We start from the raw sequence: 21,409 nt of genomic DNA, 5'->3' as shown, positions 1-21,409 counted from the left end.
AGGCCCTTTTTTCATCGTGGAGAAAAGCATGAAGATATTGGTTACCGGCGGCATGGGCTACATCGGCTCGCACACCTGCGTCGAGTTGCTGGCGCAGGGGCACGAGGTGGTGGTGCTGGACAACCTGAGCAACGCCAAGCCCTCGGTGCGCCAGCGCATCGAGCGCATCGCCGAGCGCGCCGTGGAGTTCGTGCAAGCCGACATCCGCGACCGCGCCGCGCTGCGCGCCGTGTTCGCGCAGCACCGGATCGACGCGGTGATCCATTTCGCCGGCCTGAAAGTGGTCAACGAGTCGGTCAGCCAGCCGCTGGCCTATTACGACAACAACGTCACCGGCAGCCTGGCGCTGTTCGAGTGCATGGCCGAGGCCGGCGTCAAGCGCCTGGTGTTCAGCTCCTCGGCAAGCATCTACGGCGACGCCGAGGTGGTGCCGGTGCGCGAGGATGCGCCGCTGTCGGCGCTCACGCCCTACGGCCGCAGCAAGCTGATGGTGGAGGACATGCTGCGCGACCTGGGCCGCTCGGATCCGGCGTGGAGCGTGGCGCTGCTGCGCTACTTCAACCCGGCCGGCGCCCATGAAAGCGGACTGATCGGCGAAGAGCCGGGCGGCGTGCCGAACAACCTGCTGCCCTACATCGCCCAGGTGGCGCACGGCCAGCTCGCCTGCCTGAACGTCTACGGCGGCGACTACGCCACCCCGGACGGCACCGGCGTGCGCGACTACATCCACGTGGTCGACCTGGCGCTGGGCCACGTGGCCACCTTGGAGCACCTGGCCAAGGCGGCGACGCCGCCGGGCGTGCGCGCCTACAATCTGGGGACCGGGCGCGGCAACTCCGTGCTGGAAATGGTGCGGGCCTTCGAACAGGCCAGCGGCCGTCCGGTTCCCTACCGCATCGTCGCGCGGCGCGACGGCGACATCGTCACCAGCTACGCCGACACCACCCTGGCCGAGCGCGAGCTGGGCTGGAAGGCCGAGCGCGGCATTGCGCAAATGTGCGCCGATGCCTGGCGTTGGCAGCACACCCCAAAAGAATAGAGGAGCAAAGTATGAAAGCGATGATCTTGGCAGCCGGCAAGGGGACCCGCGTGCGGCCCCTGACCTATGATTTACCGAAGCCCATGATCCCCATCCTGGGCAAGCCCGTGATGGCCTACCTGGTCGAGCACCTGGCGCGCTACGGCATCACGGAGATCATGGTCAACGTCAGCTACCTGCACGAAAAGATAGAGGAATACTTCGGCGAAGGCCACCAGTTCGGCGTGCAGATCGGCTATTCCTTCGAAGGCTACACCAACAACGAGGGCGAAGTCGTGCCCGAGCCGCTGGGCTCGGCGGGCGGCATCAAGAAGATCCAGGAATTCGGCGGCTTCTTCGACGACACCACCATCGTGCTGTGCGGCGACGCCATCATCGACCTGGACATCAAGTCGGCGCTGTTCGAGCACCGCCGCAAGGGCGCGCTGGCCTCGGTCATCACGCGCGAAGTGCCCTGGGACAAGGTGCCCAGCTACGGCGTGGTGGTCACCGACGCCGACGGCCGCATCCGCGCCTTCCAGGAAAAACCCAGCCAGGAAGAGGCGCTGTCGAACTTCGCCAGCACCGGCATCTACATCTTCGAGCCCGAGGTGATCGACCTGATCCCGTCCGACCGTCCCTTCGACATCGGTTCCGAACTGTTCCCGCTGCTGGCCGAGAAGGGCTTGCCGTTCTACGCCCAGCAGCGCAAGTTCAACTGGATCGACATCGGCAGCGTCAAGGATTACTGGGAAGTGCTGCAAAGCGTGCTGCTGGGCGAGGTGGAAAACATGAAGGTGCCAGGCATCCAGGTCGACGAGGGCCTGTGGGTCGGGCTCAACACCAGCATAGACTGGAGCGGCGGCACCCGCATCGAAGGCCCGGTCTATATCGGCTCCGGCGCCAAGGTCGACGCCGGCGCCTGCATCATCGGACCGACGTGGATAGGCCACGGTAGCCACATCTGCAGCGGCGCGGAGGTGGTGCGAAGCGTGTTGTTCGAATATACTCGCGTGTTACCGGATGTTACCTTGGAAGAATTAATCGTCTTCAAGGATTATAGTGTCGACCGGGCTGGCGAAATGAAGCATGTTTCCGAGTACGAAACAGGCGAATGGGCGAACGCCCGCGACCGTCGTCGCCGCCGGAGGCAGGAAGAAGAACTACTTTATAAATAAAATTGGTTAAAAATTGGATCAAGCACGCATGAGAATCTATCCCGTCATACTGTCCGGTGGCGCCGGCACCCGTTTGTGGCCGCTGTCGCGCGCCGTGTTGCCCAAGCAGCTGCTGCCGCTGGTGACCGATAAAACCATGCTGCAGGAAACCGCGCTGCGCGTGGCCGGCCGCGCCGCCACCGGCGCCGCCGAACTGATGGCGCCGCTGGTCGTGTGCGGCAACGAACACCGCTTCATGGTCGCCGAGCAGATGCGGGAGATCGGCCTCAAGCCGCTGGGCATCCTGCTCGAGCCGGTCGGCCGCAACACCGCGCCGGCCGTGGCCGCCGCCGCCCACTACCTGACGGCGATCGATGCCGAGGCCATCATGCTGGTGCTGCCGGCCGACCACGTGATCAAGGACGTGGACGCCTTCCACCAGGCCGTCGAACGCGCGCTGGTGCTGGTCAAGGACGGCTCGCTGGCCACCTTCGGCATCGTGCCGACGGCGCCGGAAACCGGCTACGGCTACATCCAGAGCGGCCCGGGCGCCGGCGCCGAGCACTGCTTCAAGGTGGACCGCTTCGTCGAGAAGCCGGACCTCGAGACCGCCAAGGACTTCGTCGCGGCCGGCAATTACTTCTGGAACAGCGGCATGTTCCTGTTCCGCGCCGACGCCTACATCCGCGAACTGGCGCAGTTCCAGCCGGCCATCGCCGCCGCCGCCGAAGCCGCCGTGCAGAACGATTACCGCGACCTGGACTTCTGCCGCCTGGACGAAGCCGCCTTCACCGCCTGTCCGTCCGACTCGATCGACTACGCGGTGATGGAGAAGACCAAGCTGGCCGTGGTGGTGCCGGCCGACATAGGCTGGAACGACGTCGGTTCCTGGTCCGCGCTGCACGACGTGCTGCCCAAGGACGCGTCCGGCAACGTCACGCGCGGCGACGTCTACCTCGACGATGTGCAGGGCACGCTGGTGCGCGCCGAGAGCCGCATCGTGGCCGTGGTCGGCGTGCAGGACCTGGTTGTGGTGGAGACCAACGACGCCGTGCTGGTGGCCCACAAGGACCAGGTGCAGCGCGTCAAGCAGATCGTCGAGCACCTGAAGACCAAGGACCGCACCGAACACCTGCACCACACCAAGGTGTACCGTCCCTGGGGCTGCTACGAGGGCATCGACATCGGCGAGCGCTTCCAGGTCAAGCGCATCACCGTGAATCCGGGCGGCAAGCTGTCGCTGCAGATGCACCACCACCGCGCCGAACACTGGATCGTGGTCAGCGGCACCGCCCGCGTCACCTGCGGCGAGAAGGTCACGCTGCTTACGGAAAACGAATCGACCTACATTCCGATCGGCATGAACCACCGCCTGGAAAATCCGGGCAAACTGCCGCTGCACCTGATCGAGGTGCAGTCCGGCAGCTACCTCGGCGAAGACGACATCGTGCGCTTCGAGGACGTCTACCAGCGCACTTGATGCGGTGCGAAAAAAGGGCTGCGGCCCTTTTTTTTCGCCCCGCCATCGTCCTACAGGCCTTCCTCTACGGCTTGCATCTTTGTAGGCTCATTCCTACCCCGGTTGGGGGGCGCGCCGGACAGCCGCTTACAGCCGGGCTCGCCGACCGATTTGGCCTAATAATTTACGTAAGGCATTGTTTTTGAACGGAAATTTTTACATATTTCCTTGTTAATGTTTCGTTTTCACCATGCTAGGATGGTCAGGCAGTCTGGCGTGCAGTGTTGTGCGCACTCGACAGCTTTCCAGTCTCCCAACCTTTTTTATCGGGGTAAACATGACCAAAACCAAAACCATCCTGGCCGCGCTGGCCCTGGCTGGCGCCGCCGCCGGCGCCAACCTGGCGCACGCAGCCGACATCAGCCAGACCACCGCCGCCGCGCTGACCGGCAACACGGCCCATTTCGGCCGCGACCTGACCGTCTACAGCACAGGCGATCTGTTCACCGACCGCTACTCCTTCACCAGCGCCAGCCTCAGCAAGTTCGTCGGCGGCGTCATCTCCGTCTCGCCGGGCGCCGGTCCGCTGCGCAACATCGACATCACCGACCTGGCGCTGTACAACGCGTCCGGCCTGGTCGTCGACGGCATCAGCCACGGCAACGGCGCGGCCGATGTCTGGACCATCAAGTCCAAGACCCCGCTGACCGCTGACAACTACTATCTGCAAGTGAGCGGCACCGTGCTGTCCGGCGCCGACGCCAGCTATGCCGGCCACCTGACCCTGGCCCCGGTACCGGAGCCGGCCACCTACGGCATGATGCTGGGCGGCCTGGGCGTACTGGGCTTCCTGGCGCGCCGCCGCAAGCAGGCCTAAGCAGCCTGGCAGGCGCGGCAAGGTAGCGCGATGCGGCGCCGCAGGGCGCTATAATCCAGACGGAAGCTTCGGCTTCCGTTTTTTCTTGGGCATACGATTAATCCAACCGCCACTAATTTGCCTAACTTCCGACGCTCCCCGGCCCCGGCCGGTCTCCTTTTTGGCCGCATTGCCGGCCTCGTTGCCGGCCTCGGCTGCGGCATCGCGCAGGCCGCCTTGCAGCCGGCCCAGCTGGCCGTGGTCATCAATGACGACGACCCCCACAGCGTGCAGATCGGCGAGTTCTACCGTCAGAAGCGCGGCATCCCGGCCGAGAACATGGTGCACGTGCGCATCCCGGACAAGCCGCGCAAGCTCAGCGCCGGCCAGTTCCGCCAGCTCAAGGAGGACATCGACGCCAGGCTGGGGCCGCAGATCCAGGCCGTGCTGATGGTCTGGACCGCGCCTTACGCGGTCGAGTGCAACGCCATCACGGCCGCCTACACGCTGGGCTACGACAGCGCGGTGTGCGCCAACAGGTGCGCGGTCGGCAAGCCCAGCAGCTACTTCAACGCCGCCGTCAGCCGCCCGTTCAGCGAACTGGGCTTGCGTCCCGCCATGCTGCTGCCGACCGACTCGGTGGAAGAGGCCAAGGCCTTGATCGCGCGCGGCGTGGCCAGCGGCTTCCGGGTGCCGACAGCGGGCGCCTATTATCTGGCCACCAGCGAGAAGGAGCGCAACAGCCGGGCGCCGTATTTTCCGCGCGCCGGCGTGCTGGCCCAGCGCAAGCTGACCATCCACAACCAGCGCGCCGACGCGCTGGAGGGCGCGCGCGACGTGATGGTCTACCAGACCGGCATGGCCAAGGTCGACAAGCTGGACACGCTGCAATTCCTGCCCGGCGCGCTGGCCGACCATTTGACCTCTTTCGGTGGCGACCTCTACGGCACCACGCAGATGAGCAGCCTGCGCTGGCTGGAGGCGGGCGCCACCGCCAGCTACGGCACCGTGAGCGAACCGTGCAACTACTGGCAGAAATTCCCCCATCCCGCCGTCCTGCTGCGCCACTACCTGAATGGCGACAGCGCGCTGGAGGCCTACTGGAAGAGCGTGTCCTGGCCGGGGCAGGGCGTGTTCATCGGCGAACCGCTGGCCACCCCGTACCGGCGTGAAGCCGGACGCTGACATTGCCATGCGGACATTTGTTGGATCGATACAACTTTAGTCCGTTCGGACTAAGGACGCGTCATCAATCTGTCATGTGATTATATTAATATGCGGATAGCAACTATGAAGTTATTTTGTTAACGCTATCGCCTACCCAGGACCGCATATGACATCGCAGACACATCACGCCCACGCCGCGCCCGGCCGCCTCACCATCCTGGCCGCCTTGCTGGCCGGCCTCTCCGCACCCGCCGTGGCGGCGGTCGCCGTGCCCGAGGCCGCCGTCGTCATCAGCCAGGTCTACGGCGCGGGCGGCAACGGCAGCGGCGCCACCGCCGCCGTGCTGAAGAACGATTTCATCGAACTGTTCAACCGCAGCAGTGCGCCGGTGTCGCTGGCCGGCTGGAGCGTGCAATACGCGTCCGCCGCCGGCAGCAGCTGGGCGCCGACCGCGCTGAGCGGCACATTGCAGCCGGGCCAGTTCTACCTGATCCAGCTGGCGGCCGGCGCCGGCGGCACCGCCAGCACCGTCGCGCCCGACAAGACGAACGGCACCGCCATGGCAGGCGCGGCCGGCAAGGTCGCGCTGAGCAACAGCACCGCCGCGCTGACCGGCACCAACCCCAGCGGCGCCGCCGTGGTCGACTTCGTCGGCTATGGCGCCACCGCCAATTTCTACGAAGGCAGCGCGCCGACCGGCAACCTGGGCAACCTGCTGGCCGCCAGGCGCAACAACAACGGCTGCGACGACAGCAACGACAACAGCGCCGACTTCACGCTGGGCGAACCGGCGCCGCGCAACACGCTGGTGATCCAGGCTTGCGGCGGCGCGCCGGCCGACAAGCCCATCGTTCCGAACTGCCCCGCCATGCTGCCCCTGGCGCAGGGCTACGCCGGCAGCGTCGAACTGAGCGCCACCGATGAGGACAGCATCGTCAGCGCCGCCGTGATCGAGTCCGGCGGCGTCGAAGGCATCAGCCTGAGCGGCTTCAGCGCCGCCGCCGGCGTGGGCGGGACCGCCAGCGTCAGCCTGGCCGCGGCATCCAGCCTGGCCGTGGGCAGCTATCCGCTGTCTGTGCAGTTCAGCAACAGCACCGGCCAGTTCCAGTCCTGCCCGGTCACCGTCCAGATCAGCGGCCTGGCCAAGGTGACCAAGACCATTCCGCAAATCCAGGGCGCCAGCACGGGCGACACGCCCAGCCCGCACGCCAACACGGTGCAGACCGCCGAAGGCGTGGTCACGCTGAAAGTGTCCAACGGCTTCTTCATGCAGGACGCCGTGGGCGACAACGACCCGACCAGCTCGGACGGCATCTTCGTCTACACCGCCTCCGCACCCACCGTGCAAGTGGGGCAGATCGCCCGCGTCACCGGCCTGGTGACCGAATACGCGCCGACCGGCGCCAAGCGCTCCTACACCGAATTCAAGGACGTCAGCGCGGTCGTGCCCATGGGCGCCGGCCCGGCCATCACACCTGTCAACATCGAACTGGGCGCCAACCTGGCGCAAGTCGAAGGCATGCTGGTGAACATCACCAATACCTTGACCGTCAACCAGGCCGAGTTCCTGGGCGACCGCGGCGAACTGACGCTGGCCAACGGCCGCCTGGAAGTGCCGACCAACCGCCACCCGGCGCGCACGCCGGAAGCCATCGCGCTGGCGGCGTCCAACGCGGCCGGCATGATCGTGCTGGACGACGGCCTGTTCGTCACCCCGACCGTGATTCCCTACATAGGCCAGGACGGCACCGTGCGCGTGGGCGATACGGTCACCAAGCTGACCGGCGTGGTCGACTTTGGCGCCGTCGGCGGCAACACCACCTCGTTCAAGCTGCAACCCATCGCGCCGCCGTCCTTCTCGCGCAGCAATCCGCGTGAAGGCGCGCCGTTGCTGGCTGCGGGCAACGTCAAAGTGGCCAGCGCCAACGTGCTGAACTTCTTCACCACCTTCGCCAACGGCGGCAACGTCGAAGGGCAGACCGGGCAGGGCTGCAAAGTCGGCGCCACCACCACCGCCAGCAATTGCCGCGGTGCGCAGAACATGGTCGAGTTCGTGCGCCAGCGCGACAAGATCGTGGCCGAGCTGAAAGCCCTCGACGCCGACGTCTACGGCCTGATGGAAATCCAGAACAACGGCGAATACGCGGTCAGCTACCTGACCCAGGCCCTGAACGAGGCCATCGGCGCCAACGTCTACGCCGTGGTGCCGGCGCCGTCCGCCGCCGGCACCGACGCCATCCGCGTCGCCATGATCTACAAGCCGGCCAAGCTGAGCCTGGTAGGCGGCGCGCTGTCCGACGCCGATGCCATCAACAACCGTCCGCCGATGGCGCAAACCTTCCAGGCCGGCAACGGCGAGAAATTCTCGCTGGTGGTCAACCACCTGAAATCGAAGGGCAGCTGCCCGTCCGGCACCGGCCTCGACAGCGACCGCGGCGACAGCCAGGGCTGCTGGAACGAGACCCGCAAGCAGCAGGCGGCGCGCCTGGTGAACGGGTTCGTGCCGCAGGTGGTGTCCGCCGCCGGCGACCCGGACGTGCTGCTGATCGGCGACATGAACTCCTACGGCATGGAAGATCCGGTCTTCGTCATGACCGACGCGGGCTACGTCAACCAGCTCGAGCGCTTCGTGCGGCCGCACGGCACGCCGTATTCCTACGTCTTCGGCAGCAACAGCGGCTACCTGGACCACGCGCTGGCCAGCGCCACCTTGAGCCCGCAAGTGGCCGGCGCCGCCGAATGGCATCTGAACGCCGACGAGCCGACCGTGATCGACTACAACACCGACGGCAAGCCGCAGGACCTGTACAACGCGCTGCCATACCGCGCCTCGGACCACGACCCTGTGGTCATCAGCCTGAACCTGCAGCCGGCGTTCGTCGACGTCACCAGCGGCTTCGGCATTGTCGCCAGCGGCGCCGTGTACAACCGCGCCACCGGCAAGTTCACCTCCAGCGTGAAGCTCACCAACAGCGGCGCCGGCGCGCTGGCCGGCCCCTTCCAGTACGAACTGACCGGTTTGACGGCCGGCGTCACGCTGGACAACGCCAGCGGCAGCCACGCTGGTTCGCCATACGTGACCGTCAATGCCAGTTCGCTGGCGCCGGGCGCCACGATCACCATACCGCTGACGTTCACCAACCCTTCCAAAGGGGCGATGAGCTACAAAGCCACCATCTACAGCGGCACCTTCTAAGGATACGACCATGTACGCACCGACTTCCCTCCGCGCTCTGCGCAACACCGTGCTGGCGCTGACGCTGGCGGCTTGCGGCGGCCTGGCCTCCGCCGGCACCGTCCATGTCGCCATCGACACCAGCAGCGGCTTCGGCAGCGCCGGTTGGCTGGACATGCAGTTCAACGCGGCGCCTGGCGAAACGCCAGAGCTGGCGCATGTGCTGGTGTCCAACTTCAGCGGCTTTGACGCTGGCGCGCTGGTCGAGCTGAGCGGCGACGTCAGCGGTTCGCTGGCGTCCGGTTACCTGCTCAGCAATGCGCCGGGCTGGAACGATCTGTTCCATGCGGTGGCCTTCGGCGGCTCGCTCGGCTTCGACCTGAGCTTCGACGGCGCGGCCGACCTGAATGCCTTCGTCAGCCAGTCGCTGTTCACCATTTCCGCCTACGCCGAGGACAAGGCCACGCTGCTGGGCAACTACGGCGCCGACGGCTCGCTGGCCAGCCTGACCTGGACCCCCGCCTCGGTCCAGGGTGGCAGCGGCGGCGTCGCCATCGGCATCAGCGACCCGGCTGCCGTCAGTGCCATCCCCGAGCCGTCCGGCTGGCTGCTGACCGGCACCGGCCTGGCGCTGATGGTGCTGCTGGCGCGCCGCCGCGCCACCGCGCCGGCCGCTCAATCGGGCCGGTTGTTAGCTGTCTGAAACATTGTTGTTTCTGCGTATGGAAGGCCAGGCGCCGTCCCTTCGGGGCGGCGTTTTTCATAGTGGGCCTGGAAATTTAGTCGAAAAACGTATCAATCGCGCGGTTAAATTGTATTAGTGCGTGCCATTCGGGATGATGCATAGTGAAGCTTGCATCCCAGATAAGTGACGCATGCCATGCCGGCCACCATCCTGACTATCGACAGCGACCCCAAGGTCCAGCAATTGCTGGCGCTGAACCTGCGCCAGGCCGGCCACCGGCCGCTGTGCGCGCCGGACGCTGAAAGCGCGCTGCGGATGATGGAAACCGACTGGCCCGCGCTGCTGCTGATGGAGTGGGACTTGCCCGGCCAGTCCGGCCTGTCGCTGTTGCGCCGGCTGCGCGCCCGGCAATGCTCGCGCGACCTGCCCGTCATCATGCTCACCGCGCGCGACGCCGAGGCCGACAAAATCCTCGCCTTCGAAAGCGGCGCCGACGACTACGTCAGCAAACCTTTCAGTCCGCGCGAAACGCTGGCCCGCATGCACGCCGTGCTGCGCCGCCACCAGCCGCATGCGGCCACGGGCGACCATGGCAGTGTCCAGACAGCCGGTTTGCGGCTCGACCCGGGCACCCTGCGGGTGACGGCAGGAGGCCGTCAGCTGAGCCTGGGCCGGATCGAATTCCGCCTGCTCGATTTCCTGATGCACCACCCGGAGCGCGTCTACAGCCGGGCCCAGTTGCTGGACCTGGTGTGGGGGCCGGACGCCTGCCTGGACGAGCGCACCGTGGACGCCCACGTCGGCCGCCTGCGCAGTGCGCTGCAGCCGAGCGGCCATCACGGGCACGTCGAGACTGTGCGCGGCAGCGGCTACCGCTTCGCCATGTCGAGCGCCGGCGGCCAGCCCTGCCATCAAGCCGTCACCCAGCCGGGCCTGCGGTCCGCCCCGCAGCTCGCCCCCCAGCTCGTTGCTCAGCCGAACCCGCAGCCTGCCGCGCGGCCGAACCCTCATTCCGCCGCCCAGCCCGCCCTCCAGCCGCGCCCCCGGCCCGGCCAGCAGCCCAGCCACATGCCCGAGCACCGGCCCGAGCTCCACCTGGTGCGCCATGGCGAAGCGCTGCTGCCGCATTTGCACCTGGCGCTGCTGCGGCTGGCCACGGCCGGCCCGCAGGCCGGATCCAGGGCAGGGGAGCGCCCCTGCAGCCGGCGCGAGATGGAAATCCTGCATTGGGTAGGTGAAGGCAAGAGCAACGAGGAAGTCGGCCAGATTCTCGGCATCAGCGGACTGACCGTGAAAAACCATCTGCAGCGCATCTACAAGACGCTGGGTGTCAGCAACCGTACCCAGGCGGTGGCGCGCGGCATGGCGCTGCGCCTGCTGGACGGCGCTAGCAGCCACGGCAGCGGCAACCTTAGTGGCGGCAACCATGGCAACCATGGCAGCGGTGGCGGCAGCCGCAGCGGCGCGCCGCACTGAGCCGCTCAGAGCCGGTCTGGCCGCGCTGGCGCGCCGCTTGACGCTGCCACCCGCCAGGCCCATGATGGCCGCATTGCATCCACGGACCCGCCGCCATGCGCCACCTGATCCTGCCGTTGTTGCTGGGCTGCAGTGCCTGCGCGCCCTCGGTCTCCGCGCCCGCCCCCGAAAACGCCGCCAGGCCCGAACTGATGGCCCGCCTGCGCGCGCTGAGCGCGTCGGCCAGCTGCGCCAATAGCGCGCAATGCCGCACGGTGCCGGTCGGCGCCAAGGCCTGCGGCGGGCCTGAAGCCTATTTGGCTGTCTCCGAATCCCAGTTGCCGGAAGCGGCCCGGCTGGCCGAGCGCCACGCCGAGGTGCGGCGCGCAGCCAACGCCGAGAGCGGCGTCGCCTCCACCTGCGCCGTCACACCGGACCCGGGGGCGGTCTGCCATGCCGGCCACTGCCGCACCGCGCCGCGGCCACCGCTGGGTCCCGGCGGCCGTGCCGACTGAAGGCGGGCCGGATCGGCGCATGCCGCATTGCGTAAAATGCATGTTTGTCACATGATCGTTTCTCTTGAAGAAAAGATTGTAGAAACCTCAAAGCTCGTGGTAGCCTAGAAAAACATACACCCAGTTTCAGCAGTGCATAGAGGAGTCGTTCGGATGCAGGCAGCACAGGTTTCAGGTCGCAAGGCGGTACGCCGCATTCAGGGTTTCACGCTGCTCGAATTGCTGGTGGTGATCGTCATCATCGGCCTGCTGGCAGCCTATGTCGGACCCAAGTACTTCTCCCAGCTGGGCAAATCGGAAGTCACCATCGCCAAGGCCCAGATCGAAGCGTTCGAAAAATCGCTCGACACCTACCGCCTCGATGTGGGCCGTTATCCGAGCGCCGAGGAAGGCTTGGCCGCGCTGCTGTCCGCGCCCGCGTCGGCCGGCGCCAAGTGGAACGGTCCCTATCTGAAGAAGGGCGTGCCGCCCGACCCGTGGGGCAAGCCTTACCAGTACCGCGCGCCCGGCACCAAGGGCGAGTATGAAATTCTGTCGCTGGGCAAGGACGGCCAGCCCGGCGGCGAAGGCGAAAACGCCGACATCTCGTCCCAGTAAGCCAGCCTGAACCACCAGTCTAAACCACCAGTACAGCAGCGGTCCCGCCATGCAGTTTGAAGTTCGTACCTTGTCGCCGGAAATGGTGATCGGCCGCCAGGTCATCGATGGCCGCGACGAAGCGGATGCGCGCCGCCAGGTGGAGGCGCGCGGCCTGTTCGTCAGCGCCATCCATCCGGCCGGCGCCGGCCTGGGTCTGAAACTGGGCAAGGGCAAGGGCAAATCACTGTCGCTGGTGCTGTTCAGCCAGGAATTGCTGGCGCTGCTCACCGCCGGCCTGGGCGTGGTCGAAGCGCTCGAAGCGCTGCTCGAAAAGGAAACCAGCCCGGCCACGCGCAGCGTGCTGGGGCGCTTGCTGGAGGGCCTGCGCGAAGGCCAGCGTTTTTCGGCCGTGCTGGCCGACCAGCCCGAATTGTTCCCGCCGCTCTACGTCGGCATCGTCAAGGCCGCCGAAGGCACCAGCGACCTGCCGCGCTCCCTGTCGCGCTTCATCGACTACCAGCAGCGCATCGACATCGTGCGCGCCAAAATCGTCAGCGCCGCCATCTATCCATCCATCCTGCTGCTGGTCGGCGGCGGCGTCAGCCTGTTCCTGATCACCTATGTGGTGCCGCGTTTCGCCGAGGTCTACCAGGGCGCCGGCCGCAACCTGCCATGGATGTCGCAGATGATGCTGAGCTGGGGGCAGTTCGCCGCCGGCAACACCACCGCGCTGCTGGGCGGCCTGGCCCTGGTGCTCGGTTCGCTGGTGATAGGCGTGCGGCGTCTGATGGCCAACGGCGGCCTGCTGCGCCTGATGTCGCGCATGCCGGGCATCGGCGAACGCGTGCGCATCTATGAATTGTCCCGCCTCTACCTGACGCTGGGTATGCTGAGCGAAGGCGGCATCACCATCGTGCACGCGATTGAAACCGTGCAAGGCATGGTCTCGCCCATGGTGCGCGAGGGATTGCAGGCCGCGCGCCTGGCCATCGAAAGCGGCTTGCCGCTGTCGTCGGCCTTCGAGGCCAACGGCCTGACCACGCCGATTTCGCTGCGCATGCTGCGCGTGGGCGAGCGCACCGGCGACATGGGCCCGATGCTGACCCAGTCCGCCGCGTTCTACGACGGCGAGATCAGCCGCTGGATCGACCGTTTCACGCGCACCTTCGAGCCGCTGCTGATGGCCTGCATCGGCCTGGTGGTGGGTGCCATCGTAGTGTTACTCTATATGCCTATTTTCGACCTCGCTGGAGACATGTCATGACGCCAACCCCGGCGACCGCCGCGACTGCGGCGATCGACAGCGCCATGCTGGCCCGCGCCCGAGCGCGTTGCGAACAGACCAAGCGTTCCCTGGTGGACGAGCTGGAGGCGCTGACCGGCGCCGAGCCGCGCCTGGTGGTACGCTCGCTGGCCCAGCCCTTCGGCCTGGCCGTGCTGGAAACGGTGGACATGCTGGGCTTCACGCCGGCTTTCGACCTGCTGCCGCTGTCGCAGGCGATGGCGCGCCGCTGCGTGCTGCTGCGCGCGCACGACGGCCTGCTGGTGGGCGTGATCGCCGACCCCTTCGACCTCGACCTGCAAACCTGGCTGGGCGCACAGGCGCGCGCCACGCCGCACGCGCCGCTGCAAACCCGGCTGGCGCTGCAGGCCGACATCCAGGCCTATCTGTCCAAGCAGGAGGAATCGGTGCGCGCGGTCGACAGCCTGCTGCCCGGCGCCAGCGAAGGGCGGCGCGACGGCAAGACCGCGGCCGTGCTCTCGTTCGCCTCCGTCTCGGAAGCGGCCAGCCCGGCCGTGCGCCTGGTGAACTCCACGCTGTACGACGCGCTCAAGGCCGGCGCCTCCGACATCCACCTGGAAAGCACCGCCGGCGGCCTGGCCGTCAAATACCGGGTGGACGGCGTGCTCGATCACGCCACCTCCGTCAACGGCATCGACGTGGCCGAGCAGATCATTTCGCGCCTGAAGGTGCTGGCCGAACTGGACATTTCCGAACGCCGCATCCCGCAGGACGGCAGCTTCCGCGTCGAAGCCGGCGGCCGCGAGATCGACCTGCGCGTCTCCATCATGCCCAGCATCCACGGCGAGGACGCGGTGATCCGTATCCTCGACAAGCGCGCCATGATCGAAGCCTATGGTTCGCTCACGCTCGAGGCGCTCGGTTTCGACGCGCCCTCGCTGGCCACCTTGCGCGTGCTGGCCCAGGAAGCCTACGGCATGCTGCTGGTGACCGGGCCCACCGGCTCGGGCAAGACCACCACGCTGTATGCCGCGCTGACCGAGATCCACAACGGCCGCGAAAAAATCATCACCATCGAAGACCCGGTGGAATACCAGCTGCCCGGCATCCTGCAGATCCCGGTCAACGAGAAGAAGGGCCTGACTTTCGCCAAGGGCCTGCGCTCCATCCTGCGCCACGACCCGGACAAAATCATGGTCGGCGAGATCCGCGACCGCGAGACGGCCGAAATCGCCGTGCAGTCCGCTCTAACCGGCCACCTGGTGCTCACCACCGTGCACGCCAACAATGTGTTCGACGTATTCGGCCGCTTCACGCACATGGGCATCGACCCCTATGCCTTCGTGTCGGCGCTCAACGGCATCTGGGCGCAGCGCCTGGTGCGCATCAACTGCCCGCACTGCGCCGCCGAATACACGCCGTCGGACCAGGAACTGGCCAGCGTGAACCTGAGCCGCGCCGATGTCTTCGACTACCGCTTCATGGAAGGCAAGGGCTGCGGCGACTGCCGGGGCACCGGCTACAAGGGCCGCCGCTCGATCGCCGAGATCCTGACCTTGAACGACGAAATCCGGGAACTGATCGTGGACAAAAAACCCATCCGCCAGATCAAGGCCGCCGCCTATGCCAACGGCACGCGCAGCCTGCGCCTGGCGGCGCTGGAACTGGTGAAGCGGGGCGGCACCACGCTGTCCGAAATCAAACGGGTGACATTGCATGCCTAAGCTTTTTAACAGACTGCCGGGACAGGCATTGCGCATCGGCGTGTCGGGCTTCGCGGTGAGCCTGCTGAAAACGAGCCGGTGGTTCGGCGGCAAGGCCGAATTGCTGGCCGAGCAGCCCTTCTCACCGGAAGACGCGAGCGCGCAACATGCCCACCACGCCATCGGCCTCGCGCTGCGCGAACTGCTGGCCGGGCAGGACGTGCAGGGCTGGCCGGTCGGCTTCGTGCTGGCCGACGAACTGGCGCGCATGTGGCAGGTCACGCCGCCGGAACTGGCCGCGCGCCAGGCCGACCTGGAGGCGGCCGCCGCGCTGCGTTTCTTCAGCTTGTACGGCGAGCCCGCCGCCAACTGGAAAATCGTCGCCGACTGGGATGCGCGTGCGCCGTTCTTCGCCGCCGCCATCCAGCGTCCCTTGCTGGCCACGCTGGAACAGGCCGCCGCCGACCATGGCATGGCGGTGGTGGAGGTGCTGCCGCATTTCGTCACGGCGTGGAACCGCTGGCAGGGCGCCGTGAAAGCGGGGGCTTGGTTCGGCCAGGTGCACGACAATTTGCTGACTTTGGCTGTTATCGACAACAAGCAATTGCGCGCAGTACGCGCGCTGCCGCTGCCGCGCGGCGCCGACCCGTATTGGCTGGCGCAGACGCTGAAGCGCGAAGCGCTGCTGGCGGGCCTGGATGCGCCGCACATGCTGCAGCTGTGCGGCCAGGTGCCGGCGCTGCTGGCCAAGCCCGCCGCCAACGCGGACCAGGTTTCCTGCGTCGCGCTGGGCGCGGGCTTGCCGGGCGAGGACAAGTGGTCGCTGGCCAGCGTGCTGGCGCGCGGAGGGCTGGCGGCATGAGGAAGATGCGCATCGATTTCGCCGCGCCGGGCTGGCGCCGCTCGCTGTACCAGCTGCATCCCGCCGCCTTGGCCGGCTGCGTGCTGGGACTGGCGCTGTGCACAGGCGCCGCGCTGTATGGCTACCGGATGGTGGCCCTGCAGCGCGCGCGCGCTGAGCAGGTGAGCCGGATGGAGCGCGAGCAACGCCGACTGCAAGTGCAGCAGCGCGCAGGCGCACCAGGCGCGCCCGGTGCCGGCGGCGCCGCCAAGACACAGATATCCGACGCGCTGGGCAAGGCCGTCAACACCGCCGTGCTGCAACTGAATTTGCCCTGGGCCGACGTGCAGGAAGCCATCGCCGCCGCGACGCCGCCCGCCATCGCCTTGCTGGCGCTGGAGCCCGATCCGAACAAGCAGCTGCTCAAGATCAGCGCCGAAGCCAAGAACGCGGACGAAATGATCGCCTACATAGAACAGCTTAAAGAGCAGGAATTTTTCACCGGCGCCGCGCTGGTACGGCACGAGGTCAGCGACCTGGACCCGAACCGTCCGATCCGCTTCCAGGTTGAAGCACAGTGGGGGACGCGATGAAGCAAGTGCCATTATCGGCTTTGCTGCTGCGCGCCCGCCTGGCGGCGGCGCGGGTGGGTCCCGGCGCTTGTGCGGCGGTAAGCCTGTGCGTGCTGGGTGCCGGTGCGTGGGCCTGGCTGATACCGCAGCGCGCCGTGCAGCAGCAAGCGCTCGCGCGTCCGCTGCCGGTCCCCGCTGCGCTGGCCGTGGTGGCGCCGCCGCCGTCCGCCAATGAAAACCTGGCGCTGTTCCATGAAACGCTGGGCGAGAAACGCCACAGCGAGCAGCACGTGAAGGTGTTGTTCGGGCTGGCCGCGAAAGCACATCTGAGCCTGAACCAGGGCGAGTACAAATTCGTCTACGACAAAGCAAGCCGCGTCACCAGCTACCAGATCGTGCTGCCGGTGAAGGGCAGCTACCAGGACATCTGGCAGTTCGCGCTGGAAGCCCTGCGCGCCTTGCCGTTCGCCGCGCTGGACGATATCGGCTTTCGCCGCGAGAACGTCAACGCGACGCAGGTCGAAGCGCGCATGCGTTTCACGCTCTACCTCAAGGACGGTGTCATGCCGGGCCAGCCGTGAAGCCGCGCCACCTTCTGATGGGCGCGGCGCTCATCGCCGCCGCCGGCCTGGTATGGTTCGGCGACAAGACGCCGGCGGGCAGCGACGTGGCCGAGGCAAGCGAGCGCCGCGCACCCGCCGCCGGGGCTGTGACCGTGTCTGCCGCCGGGTCGACCACATCCATTGCGCGCGCGCGGCCCGCAGCCGCCCCGGCAAGCGGCGCCGCTGCCAGTCCAGGCGCGGCAGGCTTACCAAATGCCGCAGGCACCGCAACCGTTGCTGCCGCGCAGCCTGCGCCTGCGCCGGCGGCGAACGCCAGCGCCAATTCAGCCGCCAATTCGGCCGCCAATGCTGGCAAAGGCGCCGCGTCCGCCGAAGTGCAGATCTTGCGCCTGGCGCCGCGCGACGAGCTGCTGGGCGAATCGGAGGGCCGCTTCGGCGGCGGCGAAGGGCTGTTCGGCAGCAAGAGCTGGACCCCGCCGCCACCGCCGCCGCCGCCGCCGGCACCGCCGCCGCCACCGCCGCCGCCGCAAGCGCCGCCGCTGCCTTTCACCTACATCGGCAAGGCCGCCGCCGACGGCGCATGGGAAGTGTTCCTGGTCCGCGCCGACAAGACTTACCTGGTGCGCAACAAGACGGTCATCGACGGCGTCTACCGCGTCGACACCATCGCGCCGCCCATGCTGACGCTAACCTATCTGCCGCTGAATCAAACCCAGCAGCTCAATATTGGAGTTCCCGACTGATGGCCCGCACACCACACCGCATCTTGAAAACCACGGCCATGGCCTCGCTGGTGGCGCTGGCCCTGGCCGGCTGTGCCGGGCAAATGGCCTTCAGCGAAGGCCGTACGCTGGTCGAGCAGAACAATCCCGAGGGAGGGCTGCAGAAATTCCAGGAGGCGATCTCGGCCGACCCGAACAACGCCAAGTACCGTTCCGCCTACCTGCAGACGCGCGACCGCGCGGCGATCCGCTATATGGACCAGGCCGACCGCGACCTGGCCGCCGGCCGCCGCACGCAGGCGCTGCAGGGCTACCAGCGCGCGCAGGGGCTCGATCCGATGAACGAGCGTGCCCGCGCCGGCGTGCGCGCGGTGGAGTCGTCCGAGCGGCTCGACAAGATGGTGGCCGCCGCCGCCGAGCTGGCGGCGAAGAAGGACTACGACGGCGCCAAGCAGCGCCTGAGCGCCGTGCTGCAGGAAAAACCGTCGCACGAGGAAGCGCGCCTGATGCTGCGCGACGTGAACGACAAGAGCGCCCAGCCCTCGGCCGACGTGGGCTTGGCGAAATCGTTCAAGCAGCCCATCACCATCGAATTCCGCGACGCGCCGCTGAAGCAGGTGTTCGAGGTGATCGCGCGCCGCTCCGGCTTGAACTTTGTGTTCGACAAGGACGTGAAGACCGACCAGAAAGCCTCCATCTACCTGAAGAACAGCACCGTCGAAGCGGCCGTCTACTACCTGCTGATGACCAACCAGCTGGAGCAGCAGGTCCTGGACGGCAACACCATCCTGATCTACCCCAACGTGGCGGCCAAGCTGAAGGAATACCAGGAGATGGTGATCAAGACCTTCTTCCTGGCCAATGCCGACGCCAAATCCGTCGCCAACACGCTCAAGACCATCCTCAAGTCGCGCGATGTGGTGGTGGACGAAAAACTGAACCTGCTGATCGTGCGCGACAACGCCGAGGCGATCCGCCTGGCCGAGCGCCTGGTGGCGCTGCAGGACGTGGCCGAGCCGGAAGTGATGCTGGAAGTGGAGATCCTGGAAGTGAAGCGCACGCGCCTCATGGAGCTGGGCATAGCCTGGCCGTCGAGCGTCACCTTCGGCCCGCTGATCTCCAGCGGCGGCACGGTGCTGACGATTAACGACCTGAACCACTTGAACCAGCGCAGCATCGGCGTCTCGGCCATCAACCTGAAGGCCAACGCCAACAAGACCGACGGCGACAGCAATCTGCTGGCCAACCCGCGCATCCGCGTGCGCAACAAGGAAAAGGCCAAGATCCTGATCGGCGACAAGGTGCCGGTGATCACCACCACCATCTCGCCCGGCACCGGCGGCTTCGCCAGCGAGTCGGTCAGCTACGTGGACGTGGGCTTGACCCTGAACGCCGAGCCGACCATCTACCTGAACAACGAGGTGGCGATCCGCGTGGCGCTCGAGGTCAGCAACCTGGTGAGCCAGGTCGAGACCAAGTCCGGCACCAAGGCCTACCAGATCGGCACGCGCCAGGCCTCCACCATGCTGCAGCTGAAGGACGGCGAGAACCAGGTGCTGGCGGGCCTGATCAACAATGAAGACCGCAGCAACGGCAGCAAGGTGCCGCTGTTCGGCGACGTGCCCATCCTCGGCCGCCTGTTCGGCAGCACGACGGACGACAAGCAGAAGACCGAGATCGTGCTGTCGATCACGCCGCACCTGATCCGCAACGTGCAGCGGCCGGAAGCGGCCAATGCCGAATTCTCGGCCGGCACCGAGGGCAACTTCCGCCGCCGTCCCGATCCGGTGGCGCGGGTGCAGGTGCTGCCGCCGACGGTAGGCGCACCCGGCGCACCCGGTGCGCCGGTGCGTCCGTCGGCGCCGCAGTTGCCGCCGCCGGCGCAGGGCGCGCAGCCGCTGACGGTGCCCATGCCAGGGCAGATGGCGCCGGAGACCGGCACCCCTGCCAACCCCGCCGCGCCGGCCGGCGTGCCGCTGTCCAACGTGCAGCCGGGCCCGGCGTCCAGCGTCGCCGCGCCGCAGCCGGAACAAGCGCAGCCCCAGCCTTCCACGGTCGATCCGGCCCAGCCGCAGCCGCCCGCAAAATGAACGCACGGCGCCGCGGTTTCACGCTGATCGAGCTGCTGGTGACGCTGGCCATCCTCGGCCTGCTCGGCACGCTCGTGATTCCGGTGGCGCAGGTGACGATACAGCGCCGCAACGAGCAGGAGCTGCGCCGTTCGCTCAACGAGATCCGCCAGGCCATCGACGCCTACAAGCAAGCCTATGACGAGGGCCGGATTGCCAAGAGCGTGGTCGGCACCGGCTATCCGAAGAACCTGGAGCTGCTGGTCGAAGGCGTGCCGGACCAGCGCAATCCCAAGCACAGCAAGATCTACTTTTTACGCCGCGTGCCGCGCGACCCCTTCAGTGCCGACGCCGAGGCGACCGAGGCGCAGAGCTGGGGCAAGCGCAGCTACGCCAGCGAGGCCGACCAGCCGCGCGAGGGCGAAGATGTGTACGATGTGTATTCGCTGTCCGAACAAACGGGGCTGAACGGCGTCCCCTACCGGAAATGGTAAGCATGAAGAACAAGGGCTTCACTCTGATCGAATTGCTGGTGGTGCTGGGCATCATCGCGCTGCTGCTGACGCTGGCCGTGCCGCGCTATTTCCCCAGCGTGGACAGCGCCAGGGAAACCATCCTGGCCGACAACCTGCGCAACACGCGCGCCACCATCGACCAGTACTTCGGCGACACGGGCCGCTATCCGGAGACGCTGGACCAGCTGGTCGAGAAAAAATACCTGCGCGCACTGCCGGTCGATCCCATCACCGAAAGCAGCACCAGCTGGATATTGATCGCGCCGGCGGAAGGCAGCAAAGGCGGCGTGGCCGACCTCAAGAGCGGAGCGCCCGGCAATGACCGCCATGGCAAGCCCTACGCGGAGTGGTAGGCCGGGCCCCAGGCGGAGCGGCGGAAGCAGCGCCGGCTTCACCTACCTCAGCCTGATCATCCTGATCGCCATCATCGGCCTGGTCAGCGCCACCACGCTGAAGGTGGGCGTCTTGATGCACCGCAGCGCAGCCGAGCGCGAGCTGCTCAATATCGGCGCCCAGTTCAGCGACGCGTTGCAGAGCTACGCCCAGGCCACGCCGCCGGGACAGCCCACGCAGCCGCCGTCGCTGAAGGAACTGCTGCACGACAAGCGTTTCCCCAGCATGCGCCGCCACCTGCGCAAGATCTTCGTCGACCCCATGACGGGCAAGGCCGAGTGGGGCATCCAGTACGCGTCCGGCACCACCGGCGTGCTGGCGGTGTACAGCCTGTCCGACGCCAAGCCCATCAAGGTCGCCAACTTCCCGGCCCGCTTCCAGGGCTTCGCGGGCAAGCGGCGCCTGTCCGAGTGGCGTTTCGTACGCACCGGCGACGCCATCGCGCCGACGCCCCAGCCGGGCAAACCGGGGCAGCCGCCGCTGCCGGGGCAGCCCCAGCAAGCAGGGCAGCCTCTGCAACCCGGGCAGCTTCCTCCGTCCGGCGCGCCCGATCCGGCCGTGCCTGGCATGCAGCCGGTTCCGGCCCAGCCAGCGCCGCCGCCCGAGCCGCCGGCCGAGCCCGAGCCCGAGCCGGCCGCGGCGCCCGAGCCGCCGCCGGCGGACGATGCCAAGCCCGAGCCCGACCCGCCGCCCGAGCCGCAAAAATAACGCCTTCCTCGCCC

Annotated in this window: 20 protein-coding genes and 1 pseudogene; all 21 read left to right on the top strand. The window is 67.2% G+C overall.

The genetic code is table 11. The annotated features are described in order from the left end of the window. Positions 1–28 precede the first annotated feature (28 nt). Positions 29–1,039: a UDP-glucose 4-epimerase GalE gene (gene galE, locus ACSQ8Y_RS16650; protein ID WP_436267546.1), complete on the top strand. Its 1,011-nt coding sequence runs from the start codon at positions 29–31 to the stop codon at positions 1,037–1,039. An 11-nt stretch (positions 1,040–1,050) separates the two neighbouring features. Beyond that, positions 1,051–2,196, top strand: a complete 1,146-nt coding sequence (locus ACSQ8Y_RS16645; RefSeq protein WP_436267545.1) for a sugar phosphate nucleotidyltransferase — start codon at positions 1,051–1,053, stop codon at positions 2,194–2,196. 28 nt (positions 2,197–2,224) lie between these two features. Continuing rightward, complete coding sequence (locus ACSQ8Y_RS16640; protein ID WP_436267544.1) at positions 2,225–3,655, top strand: mannose-1-phosphate guanylyltransferase/mannose-6-phosphate isomerase; 1,431 nt, start codon at positions 2,225–2,227, stop codon at positions 3,653–3,655. A gap of 316 nt (positions 3,656–3,971) precedes the next feature. Beyond that, positions 3,972–4,511, top strand: a complete 540-nt coding sequence (locus ACSQ8Y_RS16635) for an FxDxF family PEP-CTERM protein (protein WP_436267543.1) — start codon at positions 3,972–3,974, stop codon at positions 4,509–4,511. A 117-nt stretch (positions 4,512–4,628) separates the two neighbouring features. Then, on the top strand, positions 4,629–5,675 hold the full coding sequence (locus ACSQ8Y_RS16630) for a TIGR03790 family protein (protein WP_436267542.1): 1,047 nt from the start codon (positions 4,629–4,631) through the stop codon (positions 5,673–5,675). Positions 5,676–5,823: 148 nt separating this feature from the next. Then, on the top strand, positions 5,824–8,853 hold the full coding sequence (locus ACSQ8Y_RS16625; RefSeq protein WP_436267541.1) for an ExeM/NucH family extracellular endonuclease: 3,030 nt from the start codon (positions 5,824–5,826) through the stop codon (positions 8,851–8,853). A gap of 10 nt (positions 8,854–8,863) precedes the next feature. Beyond that, complete coding sequence (locus ACSQ8Y_RS16620) at positions 8,864–9,535, top strand: NF038129 family PEP-CTERM protein (RefSeq protein ID WP_436267540.1); 672 nt, start codon at positions 8,864–8,866, stop codon at positions 9,533–9,535. A 177-nt stretch (positions 9,536–9,712) separates the two neighbouring features. Beyond that, positions 9,713–10,396, top strand: a pseudogene (locus ACSQ8Y_RS16615) (winged helix-turn-helix domain-containing protein); the annotation flags it as partial. A gap of 3 nt (positions 10,397–10,399) precedes the next feature. Then, positions 10,400–10,993, top strand: a complete 594-nt coding sequence (locus ACSQ8Y_RS16610; protein WP_436269848.1) for a LuxR C-terminal-related transcriptional regulator — start codon at positions 10,400–10,402, stop codon at positions 10,991–10,993. Positions 10,994–11,088: 95 nt separating this feature from the next. Then, positions 11,089–11,487, top strand: a complete 399-nt coding sequence (locus ACSQ8Y_RS16605; protein WP_436267539.1) for a hypothetical protein — start codon at positions 11,089–11,091, stop codon at positions 11,485–11,487. A 153-nt stretch (positions 11,488–11,640) separates the two neighbouring features. Then, a complete protein-coding gene (gspG, locus tag ACSQ8Y_RS16600; protein ID WP_436267538.1) occupies positions 11,641–12,084 on the top strand; it encodes a type II secretion system major pseudopilin GspG in 444 nt (147 codons plus the stop codon). Positions 12,085–12,133: 49 nt separating this feature from the next. Then, positions 12,134–13,330 (top strand): type II secretion system F family protein, encoded by a 1,197-nt coding sequence (locus tag ACSQ8Y_RS16595; RefSeq protein WP_436267537.1) that lies wholly within the window; start codon positions 12,134–12,136, stop codon positions 13,328–13,330. Next, entirely contained in the window at positions 13,327–15,033 is a 1,707-nt protein-coding gene (locus tag ACSQ8Y_RS16590) for a GspE/PulE family protein (protein WP_436267536.1), read from the top strand. The genes ACSQ8Y_RS16595 and ACSQ8Y_RS16590 overlap by 4 nt, the downstream gene beginning before the upstream one ends. Beyond that, positions 15,026–15,874 (top strand): hypothetical protein, encoded by an 849-nt coding sequence (locus ACSQ8Y_RS16585; RefSeq protein ID WP_436267535.1) that lies wholly within the window; start codon positions 15,026–15,028, stop codon positions 15,872–15,874. Before ACSQ8Y_RS16590 ends, ACSQ8Y_RS16585 begins: the two co-directional genes overlap by 8 nt. Further along, positions 15,871–16,446, top strand: coding sequence for a hypothetical protein (locus ACSQ8Y_RS16580; protein ID WP_436267534.1), 576 nt, complete (start codon positions 15,871–15,873; stop codon positions 16,444–16,446). The genes ACSQ8Y_RS16585 and ACSQ8Y_RS16580 overlap by 4 nt, the downstream gene beginning before the upstream one ends. Continuing rightward, positions 16,443–17,006 carry a hypothetical protein gene (locus tag ACSQ8Y_RS16575; RefSeq protein WP_436267533.1) on the top strand — a complete coding sequence of 188 codons (564 nt, stop codon included), beginning with the start codon at positions 16,443–16,445 and terminating at the stop codon, positions 17,004–17,006. The genes ACSQ8Y_RS16580 and ACSQ8Y_RS16575 overlap by 4 nt, the downstream gene beginning before the upstream one ends. Further along, on the top strand, positions 17,003–17,731 hold the full coding sequence (locus ACSQ8Y_RS16570) for a hypothetical protein (protein ID WP_436267532.1): 729 nt from the start codon (positions 17,003–17,005) through the stop codon (positions 17,729–17,731). The genes ACSQ8Y_RS16575 and ACSQ8Y_RS16570 overlap by 4 nt, the downstream gene beginning before the upstream one ends. Continuing rightward, positions 17,731–19,800: a secretin N-terminal domain-containing protein gene (locus ACSQ8Y_RS16565; RefSeq protein ID WP_436267531.1), complete on the top strand. Its 2,070-nt coding sequence runs from the start codon at positions 17,731–17,733 to the stop codon at positions 19,798–19,800. Before ACSQ8Y_RS16570 ends, ACSQ8Y_RS16565 begins: the two co-directional genes overlap by 1 nt. Continuing rightward, a complete protein-coding gene (locus tag ACSQ8Y_RS16560; protein ID WP_436267530.1) occupies positions 19,797–20,273 on the top strand; it encodes a type II secretion system protein in 477 nt (158 codons plus the stop codon). The genes ACSQ8Y_RS16565 and ACSQ8Y_RS16560 overlap by 4 nt, the downstream gene beginning before the upstream one ends. Continuing rightward, positions 20,267–20,647: a type II secretion system protein gene (locus ACSQ8Y_RS16555; RefSeq protein WP_436267529.1), complete on the top strand. Its 381-nt coding sequence runs from the start codon at positions 20,267–20,269 to the stop codon at positions 20,645–20,647. Before ACSQ8Y_RS16560 ends, ACSQ8Y_RS16555 begins: the two co-directional genes overlap by 7 nt. After that, entirely contained in the window at positions 20,622–21,395 is a 774-nt protein-coding gene (locus ACSQ8Y_RS16550; RefSeq protein ID WP_436267528.1) for a type II secretion system protein, read from the top strand. The genes ACSQ8Y_RS16555 and ACSQ8Y_RS16550 overlap by 26 nt, the downstream gene beginning before the upstream one ends. Positions 21,396–21,409 lie beyond the last annotated feature (14 nt).

Source organism: Pseudoduganella sp. LjRoot289, from assembly GCF_964252925.1.
In the GTDB taxonomy this organism is placed as follows: domain Bacteria; phylum Pseudomonadota; class Gammaproteobacteria; order Burkholderiales; family Burkholderiaceae_D; genus Rugamonas.
Note: the sequence above shows the minus strand (reverse complement) of the source record. Positions and strands in the feature narration are given on the sequence as shown.

What these genes read in the sequence shown, in the direction of transcription:
- galE (WP_436267546.1), top strand. Translation starts at nt 29, where the DNA reads ATGAAGATATTGGTTACCGGCGGCATGGGCTACATCGGCTCGCACACC.
- ACSQ8Y_RS16645 (WP_436267545.1), top strand. Translation starts at nt 1,051, where the DNA reads ATGAAAGCGATGATCTTGGCAGCCGGCAAGGGGACCCGCGTGCGGCCC.
- ACSQ8Y_RS16640 (WP_436267544.1), top strand. Translation starts at nt 2,225, where the DNA reads ATGAGAATCTATCCCGTCATACTGTCCGGTGGCGCCGGCACCCGTTTG.
- ACSQ8Y_RS16635 (WP_436267543.1), top strand. Translation starts at nt 3,972, where the DNA reads ATGACCAAAACCAAAACCATCCTGGCCGCGCTGGCCCTGGCTGGCGCC.
- ACSQ8Y_RS16625 (WP_436267541.1), top strand. Translation starts at nt 5,824, where the DNA reads ATGACATCGCAGACACATCACGCCCACGCCGCGCCCGGCCGCCTCACC.
- ACSQ8Y_RS16620 (WP_436267540.1), top strand. Translation starts at nt 8,864, where the DNA reads ATGTACGCACCGACTTCCCTCCGCGCTCTGCGCAACACCGTGCTGGCG.
- ACSQ8Y_RS16610 (WP_436269848.1), top strand. Translation starts at nt 10,400, where the DNA reads ATGTCGAGCGCCGGCGGCCAGCCCTGCCATCAAGCCGTCACCCAGCCG.
- ACSQ8Y_RS16605 (WP_436267539.1), top strand. Translation starts at nt 11,089, where the DNA reads ATGCGCCACCTGATCCTGCCGTTGTTGCTGGGCTGCAGTGCCTGCGCG.
- gspG (WP_436267538.1), top strand. Translation starts at nt 11,641, where the DNA reads ATGCAGGCAGCACAGGTTTCAGGTCGCAAGGCGGTACGCCGCATTCAG.
- ACSQ8Y_RS16595 (WP_436267537.1), top strand. Translation starts at nt 12,134, where the DNA reads ATGCAGTTTGAAGTTCGTACCTTGTCGCCGGAAATGGTGATCGGCCGC.
- ACSQ8Y_RS16590 (WP_436267536.1), top strand. Translation starts at nt 13,327, where the DNA reads ATGACGCCAACCCCGGCGACCGCCGCGACTGCGGCGATCGACAGCGCC.
- ACSQ8Y_RS16585 (WP_436267535.1), top strand. Translation starts at nt 15,026, where the DNA reads ATGCCTAAGCTTTTTAACAGACTGCCGGGACAGGCATTGCGCATCGGC.
- ACSQ8Y_RS16580 (WP_436267534.1), top strand. Translation starts at nt 15,871, where the DNA reads ATGAGGAAGATGCGCATCGATTTCGCCGCGCCGGGCTGGCGCCGCTCG.
- ACSQ8Y_RS16575 (WP_436267533.1), top strand. Translation starts at nt 16,443, where the DNA reads ATGAAGCAAGTGCCATTATCGGCTTTGCTGCTGCGCGCCCGCCTGGCG.
- ACSQ8Y_RS16565 (WP_436267531.1), top strand. Translation starts at nt 17,731, where the DNA reads ATGGCCCGCACACCACACCGCATCTTGAAAACCACGGCCATGGCCTCG.
- ACSQ8Y_RS16560 (WP_436267530.1), top strand. Translation starts at nt 19,797, where the DNA reads ATGAACGCACGGCGCCGCGGTTTCACGCTGATCGAGCTGCTGGTGACG.
- ACSQ8Y_RS16555 (WP_436267529.1), top strand. Translation starts at nt 20,267, where the DNA reads ATGGTAAGCATGAAGAACAAGGGCTTCACTCTGATCGAATTGCTGGTG.
- ACSQ8Y_RS16550 (WP_436267528.1), top strand. Translation starts at nt 20,622, where the DNA reads ATGGCAAGCCCTACGCGGAGTGGTAGGCCGGGCCCCAGGCGGAGCGGC.